At 61.9% G+C, this 12,267-nt stretch carries 12 protein-coding genes; 1 reads left to right on the top strand and 11 read right to left on the bottom strand.

What is annotated here, in order from left to right; translation table 11 throughout:
- Nucleotides 1–50 precede the first annotated feature (50 nt).
- The 11 genes from ACTD9P_RS09610 to ACTD9P_RS09660 all read right to left on the bottom strand — a co-directional run bounded on the left by ACTD9P_RS09610 (nt 51) and on the right by ACTD9P_RS09660 (nt 11,004).
- Nucleotides 51–1,442, bottom strand: a complete 1,392-nt coding sequence (locus ACTD9P_RS09610) for an FAD/NAD(P)-binding protein (protein ID WP_438867545.1) — start codon at nt 1,440–1,442, stop codon at nt 51–53.
- A 12-nt stretch (nt 1,443–1,454) separates the two neighbouring features.
- The gene (locus ACTD9P_RS09615; protein ID WP_438867546.1) at nt 1,455–2,222 is read right to left on the bottom strand and encodes an ABC transporter ATP-binding protein; all 768 of its coding nucleotides are present in this window, start codon (nt 2,220–2,222) and stop codon (nt 1,455–1,457) included.
- A 3-nt stretch (nt 2,223–2,225) separates the two neighbouring features.
- Complete coding sequence (locus ACTD9P_RS09620) at nt 2,226–3,566, bottom strand: ABC transporter substrate-binding protein (protein ID WP_438867547.1); 1,341 nt, start codon at nt 3,564–3,566, stop codon at nt 2,226–2,228.
- A 22-nt stretch (nt 3,567–3,588) separates the two neighbouring features.
- Nucleotides 3,589–4,638 (bottom strand): branched-chain amino acid ABC transporter permease, encoded by a 1,050-nt coding sequence (locus ACTD9P_RS09625; protein ID WP_438867548.1) that lies wholly within the window; start codon nt 4,636–4,638, stop codon nt 3,589–3,591.
- A gap of 4 nt (nt 4,639–4,642) precedes the next feature.
- Nucleotides 4,643–5,524 carry a branched-chain amino acid ABC transporter permease gene (locus tag ACTD9P_RS09630; protein WP_200434822.1) on the bottom strand — a complete coding sequence of 294 codons (882 nt, stop codon included), beginning with the start codon at nt 5,522–5,524 and terminating at the stop codon, nt 4,643–4,645.
- Nucleotides 5,521–6,294 carry an ABC transporter ATP-binding protein gene (locus ACTD9P_RS09635; protein WP_438867550.1) on the bottom strand — a complete coding sequence of 258 codons (774 nt, stop codon included), beginning with the start codon at nt 6,292–6,294 and terminating at the stop codon, nt 5,521–5,523. Before ACTD9P_RS09635 ends, ACTD9P_RS09630 begins: the two co-directional genes overlap by 4 nt.
- Nucleotides 6,291–7,202, bottom strand: a complete 912-nt coding sequence (locus ACTD9P_RS09640; RefSeq protein ID WP_438867551.1) for an acyl-CoA synthetase family protein — start codon at nt 7,200–7,202, stop codon at nt 6,291–6,293. The genes ACTD9P_RS09635 and ACTD9P_RS09640 overlap by 4 nt, the downstream gene beginning before the upstream one ends.
- A 133-nt stretch (nt 7,203–7,335) precedes the next feature.
- Nucleotides 7,336–8,751: an LLM class flavin-dependent oxidoreductase gene (locus ACTD9P_RS09645; RefSeq protein ID WP_138814886.1), complete on the bottom strand. Its 1,416-nt coding sequence runs from the start codon at nt 8,749–8,751 to the stop codon at nt 7,336–7,338.
- Entirely contained in the window at nt 8,751–9,077 is a 327-nt protein-coding gene (locus tag ACTD9P_RS09650; RefSeq protein WP_438867552.1) for an acyl-CoA dehydrogenase, read from the bottom strand. The genes ACTD9P_RS09645 and ACTD9P_RS09650 overlap by 1 nt, the downstream gene beginning before the upstream one ends.
- Before the next feature lie 12 nt (nt 9,078–9,089).
- Entirely contained in the window at nt 9,090–10,286 is a 1,197-nt protein-coding gene (locus ACTD9P_RS09655) for an SfnB family sulfur acquisition oxidoreductase (protein ID WP_438867553.1), read from the bottom strand.
- A gap of 154 nt (nt 10,287–10,440) precedes the next feature.
- Nucleotides 10,441–11,004 (bottom strand): helix-turn-helix domain-containing protein, encoded by a 564-nt coding sequence (locus tag ACTD9P_RS09660; RefSeq protein WP_438867555.1) that lies wholly within the window; start codon nt 11,002–11,004, stop codon nt 10,441–10,443.
- A gap of 92 nt (nt 11,005–11,096) precedes the next feature.
- Here ACTD9P_RS09660 and ACTD9P_RS09665 point away from each other — a divergent pair, with 92 nt between their 5' ends.
- The gene (locus ACTD9P_RS09665; protein WP_438867556.1) at nt 11,097–12,026 is read left to right on the top strand and encodes a DMT family transporter; all 930 of its coding nucleotides are present in this window, start codon (nt 11,097–11,099) and stop codon (nt 12,024–12,026) included.
- The last annotated feature ends 241 nt before the right edge of the window (nt 12,027–12,267 follow it).

Raw genomic sequence — 12,267 nt, forward strand, 5'->3', positions numbered from 1 at the left:
GCGGACGCAGAGCGTCAATGGCGGTATTCCCACGCAGAGCGTGGGAACAATCATTGGGTGAGTTTGGCGGCCAGGGCTTTGGCCTGGAGCGCCACATCGGTAACTGCCGTGCTCTCCCACCACATCCCCCGTAACGGCGGGCCCATGGCAAACAGTCGTTGGCTGACCTGCCCCTGGGCATCCAACACAGCCCCCGACACATCCGCCGCAATCCCCAACGCCAACGGCCCAGGCTTGATCAAACCACGCTTGAGCAACTGCTGCGGCAGCGGTTTGGCCACTCGCCGCCAGTCGTACTCAATACCGCTGGAGTTAATCAACGCAGCGCCCGACACCTGAGTGACAGCCTGTTCGCCGCGCCGTCGCAGCTTGATCGTCACACCGCTGCCCGACGCCACCAGCCCCTTGAACGACGCAGCCTGAACCCGCAACCGCCCTTGTGCATGCAACCGCGCCACCAACTGCGCGCTCAATGGCGGCGAACGGTGGTGATGGCTCTCCCACCACGGCCGTACATGGCGCACGAACTGGCGTTTTTCGCGCTCGCTGGCCTGGCTCCACAAACGGCCGACATGCGCACGTACCGTGTCTAACGGTGCCTGCCAATCAATGCCCTGTTCCAACGCCAGTTGGCATTGGCGACGCACTTCGCGCAGCAACTGCCGAGGGCTGCGCAGGCGATGATCTTCAGCCAGGAAATCCACCCAGCTCGGCGGTTGCCGGCGCACGTGGGGCAGCAGGCCATGGCGCGAAAATATCTCGATGGGCCCGCGATGGCCGGCATGTTCCAGGGACACCACGGCATCCACCATGGTCAGCCCTGAACCGATGATCAGCACCGTCGACTGCGGGTCGATCTGGCGCATGGCCTGGACGTCCCACGGGTCCACTGCCGCTGCATTCAAGCCACTGGATTCTGTCTGCGGCGTGCGTGCTGCCGGGAACATACCGGTGGCCAATACGGCCTGAGCACCGCGCACTTGTTGGCCGTTATCCAGCGTCAACAACGTTGAGTCGGCATCCAATTGGAGGTCGACCACCTCGGCACGAATATGCTCGACCGAGGAATCCGAAATAGCCTTGGCCTCAGCCAAACGCTGTTGCGCATACACACCAAAAATCCCGCGTGGCGGGAACAATTCGCTGATGGGTACAGGTTGCTGGTCCGACTCCGGCCAGCCACCGGCGCCGATGTAGTCGGTGAGCCATTGGGTCAGGTCATCGGCGTTGTCCGGGTCGACACTCATGCGCGCCGCATTGCCGTTCAGGGTGTGACCCAGTTCGACGGCACTGTAGGCCTCGCCACGGCCAAGTTCCTTGCGCGGCTCAATCACCAGGATCTGCCGCTTGCCAGGCTGACGCAGCAGTTGCACCGCCAGCATCGTGCCGCTCAAGCCGCCGCCGATGATCAGCACATCAGCGTTGCGGATGGATTCAGTCATGCACATTCGCCCTTACTGTTTGCCCAGATAAATATCATGCAAATCGCCGCGCGCCAGCAGTTCAGCCGCGCTGCCGCTCAAGACCACGCGCCCAGTATCCAGCACATAGCCGTGGGAGGCATAGTTGAGCGCGACATTGATGTTCTGCTCGGCGATCAGGAAGCTCACCTGCTGCTCGCGGTTAAGCTGGGCGATGATCGCGAAAATCTCTTGCACGATCATCGGCGCCAGGCCCATGGAGGGTTCGTCGAGTAACACCAACGTCGGCCGGGTCATCAACGCGCGGCCAATGGCGACCATCTGCTGCTCGCCGCCCGAGGTGAGCCCGGCGCGGGTGTGGCGCTTGGTCTTGAGGCGTGGGAACCAGGCGTAGATGCGTTCCAGGTCACGCTCCAGGTCTTGGCGGCTCAGGCGCCGCACAAATCCGCCGCTGCGCAGGTTGTCTTCCACGCTCAGTTGGCCGAACACATGGCGGCCTTCCAGCACATGGACCATGCCCTGGCGCACCCGTTGGCTGGGGTCGATACCCGCCAGGTCGCGGCCGGCATACTCGATCACGCCGCGGCTGACCTCGGCGCGTTCGGCGCGTACCAGCCCCGAAATGGCCTTGAGCGTGGTGCTTTTGCCGGCGCCGTTGGCCCCCAGCAACGCCACGATGGCGCCCTTGGGCACGTGGAGCGAGACCCCGGCCACCGCCAGTATGGCGCCGTCGTAGATCACTTCGATGTCATTGACGTTTAACAGCGACGGGCTGGCAGGTTCAGCGGCGGGCTGGCGCATGGCTTATTCATCCCCCGTGCAGGTACGCGGCGTCAGGCCTTTTTCCTTGGCGAACGCAGCGGACTTTTCATCGATCAGCGGGCGCAGCAGCGCACGGTCAGCGGCGATCCAGTCGCTGATCAGCGTCCAGTTGGCGCCGTCCCACTGCTGCACGCGCGCCGAGCCGCCGCCTTCATGGTCGCGGCACGACAGCTTGAGGTTCTGCATCAGGCCAAAGTAACCCATGGCTTTGAGGCGCGTGTCATCGATATTCAGATGCTCCAGGCCCCAACGGCCTTCTTCGCCATTAAGCGGGCGCTTGCCGAACTTGGCCTGGGCAGTGCGAATCGCCTCCACCGCCACAGCGGCGTTCACCAGGCCCGAGTTGTAGTAGACACTGCCGAAGTTTTTCAGGTCCTTGAGGTCGCTGTGGCCCTTGTCGAGGATGGACTGTTTGAGGCGTTTATGGATCTCGAAATCAGCGCCTGCCGGGTAGGGCGTGAGCGCCAGGTAGCCTTTGGCCGCAGCGCCTGCGGGCAGCACGTCTTCGCTGGAACTGGCCCAGATATCGCCGATGATGTGGTCAACCGGGAAGCCAAAGCGCGCCGCGGTTTTTACCGCCACCGGCGTGGACACACCCCAGGTGCGCAGGAACACCCAATCCGGGTTGGCCTGGCGCACCTGACGCCATTGTGCCGACTGTTCGTTGCCGGGGTCGGCCACGGGGATCTGGATGTTTTCAAAGCCGTACTTCTCGGCCAGCAACTTCAGCGGGCCGAGGGTTTCGCGACCGTAGGCCGAGTCGTGATAGACCGTGGCGATCTTCTTGCCCTTGAGTTTGTCGAAGCCGCCTTCGCGCTGAGCAATGTAATTCACCAGCGTGGACGCTTCGCTGTAGAAGGTCAGCATCACCGGGAAGTTGTACGGGAACACGGTGCCGTCGGTGGCTTCGGTGCGGCCATAACCGAGGGTAATCAACGGGATCTTGTCGACTTCCGCGCGCTCGCTCAGCGCATAGGCCGCCGGCGCACCGTTAGGCTGGTACACCGCGACCGGCGCGCCATCCAGGCCATTCTTGAAGCGCTCGTAGCACTCGATGCCCTTCTCCGCCGTCCACTCGGTCTCGCATTCCTGCCACACCAGTTTGACGCCGTTGATTCCGCCTTCGACCTCGTTGATGTAACGCAGGTAGTCGATCATCCCGGCCCACACCTGCACGCCGCTGGAGGCATAGGCGCCGACACGGTAGGTGGCCAGCGGGATAAATTGCTGGTCGGGCGCGGCGATTGCCTGGGGCACAGCACCGGCCAGGGCTGCCAGCGCGAAGGCGGCGCCGAGCAGGGAACGTTTCAAGGTTTCACGCATGTTGGATTCTCTTGAGGGAATGTTAGAAGCGCAGCGGCCATTGCCGCAGACGGTCACGCAGGTTCTGTAAAAGGCGAATCAAGCCTTCGGGTTCCCTGATCAGGAACACGATGATCAACACGCCAAAGATGATTTTTTGCAGGTTCTGCAACTGCCCCGCATCCACCGAGCCACCGAACAGCGCCTGCCCGGCATGGCTGAGGAAAATCGGCAATAAGCTGATGAATGCCGCGCCGACAAAGTTGCCGGCAATGCTGCCCATGCCGCCGATAATGATGATGAACAGGATCTGGAACGAGCGGTTGATATCAAAACTGCTGGCGCTGGCCGTGCCCAGATAGGCGAAGGCCCACAACGCACCGGCAATCCCCAGGTAGAACGAACTGACCGCAAACGCCAGGCGCTTGTAGCGCACCACCGGGATGCCGACCACGGCGGCGGCGGTGTCCATGTCGCGGATCGCCATCCAGTTACGCCCCACCTGGCTGCGCACCAGGTTGATGGCGGTCCAGGTCAAGAGCAGCACCGTGACCAACGTCAGCCAGTAACGGCCCAGCGGCGTATTGAGGTCATGACCGAACAGCGAAAGCTTCGGCGCGGAAATGGTCCCGGAGGAACCGTAGTTGTAGAACCAGGGGAATTTGACGAACAGCCACTCCAAAAAGAACTGCGCCGCCAGGGTGGTGACCATCAAGTAGAAGCCTTTGATCCGCGAGCTGGGCAAACCAAATAACAGCCCCACCAGCGCGCTGATAACCCCACCGCCGAGCAACGCCACCGGCAGGCCCAGCTCGGGCAGACGCAGCAGAAAACCGTAGGTGGCAAACGCGCCAACGGCCATGAAACCCGCCGCACCCACTGAGGTTTGCCCGGTATAGCCGGTGAGCAGGTTCAGGCCTAAACCAGCCAGCGACAGCACCAGAAACGGGACCAGGATCGCATTGAGCCAATAGTCATTGCCCCACAGCGGCACCCCGATAAAGGCCACTGCCAATAAGCCGATCAGGCCCCAGGGCAAGCGCCGCTGGACCAGCAGCCACGGCGCGGTTTCTTGAACAACGGGTATCGACATGGTTTCAGACTCTCTCGATGGCGCGCTCGCCGAACAGGCCGGCGGGACGGATATACAGGAAGGCCAGGGCCAATACATAAGCGAACCACGGCGTGATGCCGCCACCGATCAGGGGGCCGATGTACACCTCAGCAAGGTTCTCCGCCGCGCCGACAATCAGCCCGCCGACAATCGCGCCGCCAATCGAGGTAAAGCCGCCGATGATCAACACCGGCAAGGCCTTGAGCACCACCAGCGAGAGTGAAAACTGTACGCCCTGGCGTGCGCCCCACAGCAACCCCGCCACCAGCCCGACAATGCCGGCCACGGCCCAGACGATCTGCCAGATACGGTTGAGGTTAATGCCGATGGACAACGCCGCCGTGGTGTCATCCGCCACGGCGCGCAACGACACGCCGATGCGGGTCTTGTTGAACAGCAGCGCCAGCACGCTCACCAGCACTACGGCCGCCGCCGCAGCGATCAGGTCGAACTGGCTGAGCATCAGCGGCCCGACAAACAGCGGCACGTCGTCGATGCCCAAGTCCAGCGCACGCACCTGCGAGCCCATCAGCCCTTGGGCCAGGCCTTCGATGATGAACGACAGACCCAAGGTGGCCATGAACAGGGTGATCTGCGAGCGGTTCACCAGCGGGCGCAGTACCAGCCGTTCGATGAGCAAGGCGCCGATAATCATGACGATCACCGTCAGCAGCAACGCCAAGGCAAACGGCACGCCCTGGTCATGCAGGCTGACAAAGGTCAGCGCGGCAAACAGCAGCATCGAGCCCTGGGCAAAATTGAACACGCCGCTGGCCTTGTAGATCAGCACGAAACCGATAGCGACCAGCGAATACAGGGTGCCGGCGAGCAGGCCGCCGAGCAGGGTTTCAAAGAAGAAGGTCATGAGTGCGCGACTCCCAGGTACGCCGCGATCACCTCGGGGTCGGCCTGCACCTGCGCAGGTGTGCCGTCGCCGACTTTGCGCCCGTAGTCGAGCACCACCACGTGGTGGGACAGGCCCATCACCACGCCGATGTCGTGTTCTATCAACACCACGGTGGTGCCGAGGTCGCGGTTGACGTCGGCGACGAAGCGCGCCATTTCCTGTTTTTCCTCGGCGTTCATGCCGGCCATGGGTTCGTCCAGCAGCAACAGGCTGGGGCCGGCGATCAGTGCTCGGCCCAGCTCCACGCGCTTTTGCAAGCCGTAGGAGAGGTTGCCCACCAGCACATCGCGGTGCGCTTGCAGTTCGAGAAACTCGAGGATGCCTTGGCCACGCAGGCGAAAGGCTTCGGCCTCACGGCGGGCGCGGGGCAAGCCGAGGGCCTGTTCGATAAAGCTGGCACGCATATGCCGCGACAGGCCCGTGAGGAGGTTGTCGAGCACGCTCATTTTCTTGAACAGTGCGTTGTTCTGAAAAGTCCGCCCAATACCTCGACGCGCCGCGCCCAATGGGTCGATGCGGTGGAAGTGTTGTTGCTCAAACACAATCTCACCGGCATCGAAGCGGTACACGCCGTTAAGCACGTTGAGCAGTGAACTTTTACCGGCGCCGTTGGGGCCGATCAGCGCGCAGATTTCACCGCGCTGCACTTCAAAGGACAAGGCATTGATGGCCTTGACGCCTTTGAATGACAGCGAGATATCGCGCACCTGGAGAATGGTCTGGCTCATGCGATGTCCCGTTTGAATTCAGCCAGCCAGACTGGATCGCTGCTGGTTTTTTGCGTGCTGGATGGCTGCCAGATGTAGGTCAGCCGTTGAAAGCCCAGCAGCCTGCGAACGCGATTTTTCAACAGGCGTCGCAGGCCACTTTGCGGGTGAGCGATGGCCCAGTCACACAAGCGGCGACGCCAGGTGCCATGGGGTGCCAGGCGGCTTTCGATCTCGTCGGCCAGGTGTTGTAAACGCTGAGGTGACAGCAACAGGCCGCTCGGCGCGACTTCACCGCGATCGCGCCGGGCCGAGGCTTGGCTCTCCGGAAACGCCAGGCCGTGACCGCTGTTCAACCATTGCTCCAGCACCACCGCAAGGCCGCCTTGCCAGTGGGTGCCCTCCTCGCTCCACAACGCCGTTTCACCGATCGGTTGCCACCAGCGCTGCAGATGCTGCGCCGGGTCCAACGGGCCGAGCAATTGGGTGAAATCCAACAAATTCGCCGACTGCCAATGCCGCACTTGCTGACGGCCCTGGGCATACGAATGGCTGGGATGGATGCGCCATAGCTGCTGGTACAGGGCCTCTGGCTCCAGGTCATCGGCCAGGGTCAACACCTGCCCGCCAACGGACTGTGCGGCCAGCGCTAACAACAGCAGGTTGGGCTCGAAAGCACCGCTTAAGGCCAAGCGTGACTGCGCGCTGAAACCCTGCTGGCGCAAGCCGTCGGCCAGGCGCTCGACGTCGCGCAACACGTCGATCCAGCGCCAGGCATACCACTGCCCCTGGCGCTTGTGGCGCAGGGCGATGTGCAGCGGGGTGAGCTGCGCCCAGTGCTGCAATTGTTCCAGGGCTTTGGGCAGGTTGCCGAGCAGTTCGGCGGGCCATTCCAGCGCCAGCGGACGTTTGAGTTCGTGCACGCTCATAGGGGTAATGCTCCTATTCAAGTAATGTGCGTGCGGTGGTCCGCTGGCCAGGTCAGATCAAACAATGAAGATCAAAATGTGGGAGCGGGCTTGCTCGCGAAAGCGGTGGTTCACTCACCATCAATGGTGAATATCAGTCCGCATTCGCGAGCAAGCCCGCTCCCACATTGGCTCGATGTACACCTGATAAATTTCGGTAGCCCGCACCCGGATGGTTCGGCGCCAGTCGCGCACCGTCGCCGAACAGCTTTTCGCGCAAGGTGCCCTGGGCGTACTCGGTCTTGTACACGCCGCGCTTTTGCAGTTCCGGCACTAGCAGGTCCACGGCGTCGATGAAGGTTTCATGGGTCAGCGCATAGGCCAGGTTGAAGCCGTCCACGTCGGTCTCCTCGACCCATTCCTGCAACAGGTCCGCCACGGTTTGCGGGCTGCCGACAAACAACGGGCCAAAGCCGCCAATGCCGACCCAGTCGGCCAGTTCATTCGGCGTCCAGACCTTGTTAGGGTCCGCCGTGGAGAAGGCTTCCACTGCCGACTGAATCGCGTTGGTGTGTACGTGTTTGAGCGGTTCATCGGGCTTGAACTGGCTGAAGTCGATGCCGGTCCAGCCGGAGATCAGCGCCATTGCGCCCTCGTAGCTGACGTAGGACTTGTATTCGTCAAACTTGGCTTTGGCCTTGGCATCGGTCTCGCCGACGATCACTGTCTGCAAGTTGAAGATCAGGATTTTCTTCGGATCTCGCCCGGCCTCAGCGGCACGACGGCGGATGTCGGCAACGGTTTTTTTCAGCAGCACCTTGGAGGGTGCGGCCACGAACACGCACTCGGCCTGTTCGGCAGCGAACTGCTTGCCACGGCTGGAGGCCCCGGCCTGGTACAGCACCGGCGTGCGCTGCGGCGACGGCTCGCACAGGTGAATGCCAGGCACCTGGAAGTGCTTGCCGACATGGCGAATTTCGTGGATTTTGCTCGGGTCACTGAAAATGCGCCGCTCGCGATCACGCAACACGGCGCCCTCCTCCCAACTGCCTTCCCAGAGTTTGTAGCAAACCTCCAGGTATTCTTCGGCGTAGTCGTAGCGCGCATCGTGTTCGGTCTGGGCTTTCTGGCCGAGGTTCTTGGCGCCGCTTTCCAGGTAGGACGTGACAATGTTCCAGCCGACCCGGCCCTTGGTCAGGTGGTCGAGGGTCGAAAGCCTGCGGGCGAACGGATATGGATGTTCAAATGACAAAGAAGCGGTCAGGCCGAACCCCAGGTGTTCGGTGACCAACGCCATCGGCGCAATCAGCGACAGCGGGTCGTTGACCGGCACCTGTGCGGCCTGGCGAATCGCCGCATCGCCGTTGCCGTTGTACACGTCATAGATGCCCAGCACGTCGGCGATAAACAGGCCGTCAAACTTGCCGCGCTCAAGAATTTTGGCCAGGTCCGTCCAGTACTCCAGATCCTTGTACTGCCACGAGCGGTCACGCGGGTGCGCCCACAGGCCGGGAGATTGGTGGCCGACGCAGTTCATGTCGAAGGCATTCAAGCGGATTTCACGGGACATCAAAGCACTCCGTTGAGGTGGTAGTTGCCGACGATCTGGTACTTGCGCCGCAGTGGGTCATCGAGGCTCGACGCCAGTGCGGTGCGTTGGCCGGTGAGTTCAAATTCGACATTGCTGGCAGCGATCAGGGCTTCGGCGGCGGCAATTTGCGCTTCGGTCAACGCCACCGGGCTTGGGTGGGTTTCGGCGCGTTCAAACAAGGCAGCAGCCACGTCGACGCGGATCTGCAAATCGCCGAAGCGGCTGATCACGTAAGGGTCATTGCTGGTTTGCACAAAGCGCCGGGTGCTTTCCAGCAGTTGGCGCGCTTGATTCAGGGCGGTCATGAATAAATCTCCTCAGTTCCAGGCGTGGCGCGCAGGCTTTACGCCGTTGAGCACGAAGTTGCCGATCAGGTGGTATTTCCAGCGGGCCGGGTCGTGCAGGGTGTGGGTGCGCGCGTTGCGCCAGAAGCGGTCGAGGTTGTGTTTGCCGGTCACCGAGCGGGTGCCGGCCAGTTCGAAGAGTTTGCTGCTGGCGAGCAAGGCGGTTTCGGCCGACAGCACTTTGGCCTGGGCGACCACCAGCGAGGCGTTGGCGACTGTGTCTTCGTTGGGCTCGGCCAGGGCCAGGTCGACAGCCTTGCCGGCCCTGGCAAGGATCGCTTCGGTGCCGTGCACGCGCCATTGCAGATCGCCAATGGCCGCGATGGTGAACGGGTCTTGCCAGCCGTGATCCTGCTGGCTGTCGATCCATGGGCGCGCCTGGCGGGCATAGATTTTCGCCTGTTCGAGTGCGCCCAGGGCGATGCCGGTATCGACGGCGGCCTGGATAATCTGCGAGATCGGGCCGTTGGCGGTGGGCTGGTCGAAAGCCTGATGGGCCGGGATCACCGCGCTGCGCGGCACCCTGACGCCGTCGAGGGTCACGCCACCACTGGCGGTGGTGCGCTGGCCGAAGCCATCCCAGCTATCAATCACGCTGAGGCCCGGCGCATCGCGATCGACGAAAGCAATAAACGCCTGGCCGTTCTCGTTGTTGCCGACCGTGGGCACGAGGTGGGCGAACAACGCGCCGGTGCAGTAGAACTTCTCGCCGTTGATATGGGCGGTATCGCCATCAAAGCGAATCTGAGTGTCGAAGGTGCCGGCGTTTTTGCTCTTGGCTTCAGAAAAGGCATTACCGAAACGATAGCCGTCCAGGACCTTGCTGAAATAGTGACGCTTTTGTTCCTCGCTGGCGGTTTGCAGCAGGATGTCCACCACGCCCAAATGGTTTTGCGGGATTTGCCCCAGCGACGGGTCGGCGGCGGAGATCAACTTGATCACCTCGGCCACCGTTACATAAGACACCTCGGCGCCGCCGTAGGCCTTGGGAATGGTGATGCCCCACAAGCCGCTGGCAGAAAACTCATCAAGCTCGGCCACTGGCAGGCGCCGCTCGCGGTCGCGCACGCTGGCGTCGACGGCAAAGCGCGCGGCCAAGCGCGTGGCTACTTCAATGGCTTCGGCATCCGAGCGGATGATATGGGCAGGTTGTTGAGGGTGGGCTGACATGGGCCGACTCCAGGCTCCGATGGGATACCGGAGCGATTGCAGGAGTCGTGCCTGAATTTAATCGTCAACAAAATCAGGTTCTTACTGGTTTTAAGCAGCTGTTGAGCACATTTCAAACCAGCAAAGTGTGCATCCACTGTTGCCGAGGCAACAGTTAGATCACCACGTTGCGCACAAACCGCACGGCCACCTTGCCGTCATTGCGATAGCCATGCACGTTGCGGCTGGCGAACATGTAGAACTCACCGGCTGCCACGTGTTTTTCTTCCGCGCCCACCAGCAAGGTCAGGCAGCCCTCGAACACGAACAGCTGCACGCTCCAGCCATCCGGGTCGGGATCGGGGCTGTAGCGATCACCCGGTTCCAGGTGCATCTCCCACAACTCGACTTCACGCCGCGCCGTGGCCTTGGCCAATAGCACCGCTTTACTGCCTGGGATATCACCGGCCCACGCCAGCTCGTTGATGCGGCTGTGATCACCGGCATCCGGGGCCTGGATAAGGTCGCTGAAGGCCACATCCAAGGCTTCGGCGACGCGGTCCAACGTGGACAGGCTGACATTTTTCTCGCCCGCCTCAATGGCCACCAGCATGCGCCGGCTCACCCCGGACGTTTCCGAAAGCGCAGTCTGGCTCAAATCCGCAGCATGGCGCAGGCGACGGACGTTCTGGCTGACGTGTTGCAGGACCGAAGCCCGTTGTGGATTTTCTTTGTGCACTATATTGCTCAATGGGTGGGTGTGCGCAGTATACTGCCCAGCGTGCGGCGCATTGTGCGGTCCGTGCCTTTCCCTTGCAAGACCGAGCCGCCATGACCGCCCCGAACGCCTCCCCACGCTTCAACCGTTTCAGCAAAGCCGAATGCATCCTGGTGGTAATCACCATGATCTGGGGCGGCACGTTTTTGCTGGTGCAACACGCCCTGACCGTCAGCGGGCCGATGTTTTTCGTGGGCCTGCGGTTTGCAGCGGCGGCGATTGTGGTGGGGTTCTTTTCGTTGCGCACGTTGCGTGCCCTGACCTTGTTTGAACTGAAGGCCGGCGTCTTCATCGGCGCTTCGATCATGCTCGGTTACGGCATGCAGACGATCGGTTTGCAGACGATCCCAAGCAGCCAGTCGGCGTTCATCACAGCGCTGTATGTACCTTGCGTACCGCTGTTGCAGTGGCTGGTGCTGGGGCGTCGCCCAGGCCTGATGCCGAGCATTGGCATCATGCTGGCGTTTACCGGGTTGATGCTGCTCACAGGCCCGACGGGGGCCTCCCTCAACTTCAGCCCCGGTGAGATTGCCACGCTGATCTGCGCAATCGCGGTGGCGGCCGAAATTATCCTCATTGGGGCCTATGCCGGGCAGGTGGATGTACGCCGGGTGACGGTGGTGCAACTGGCCACGGCGTCGTTGTTGTCATTCCTGATGGTGGTGCCGATGGGTGAAGCCTTGCCGGGGTTCTCGTGGTTGCTGTTGTTCAGTGCAGTGGGCCTGGGTTTGACCAGCGCGGTGATCCAGGTGGCGATGAACTGGGCGCAGCAGAGTGTTTCGCCCACCCGTGCCACGTTGATCTATGCCGGGGAACCGGTATGGGCCGGGGTGATCGGGCGGATTGCCGGGGAGCGCTTCCCGCCGATTGCGATGCTGGGCGCGGCGTTGATTGTGGCGGCGGTGATTGTGAGTGAGATGAAGACCAAGGGGCAGAAGGCCATCGAATTGACCGATGAGCGAGAACAGGAACAGCAGGGATAAAGCCGGGCCCGGTCAAAAAGTGGGAGCGGGCTTGCTCGCGAAAGCGTCGGGTCAGCCACCATCAATGTTGAATGTCAGTCCGTCTTCGCGAGCAAGCCCGCTCCCACATTGGACCCAGATGTCTGTAAACAATGCCAAATGAGGGTTTTCGGCCTACCTTGTAGGATCCTGCCACATCTTGCCGTTTGGTGATCGAGAAAGCGGCACGTATGATGCATCCCAAACTCCCGCAGATTAGAAG

This window comes from Pseudomonas onubensis, assembly GCF_965653655.1.
In the GTDB taxonomy this organism is placed as follows: domain Bacteria; phylum Pseudomonadota; class Gammaproteobacteria; order Pseudomonadales; family Pseudomonadaceae; genus Aquipseudomonas.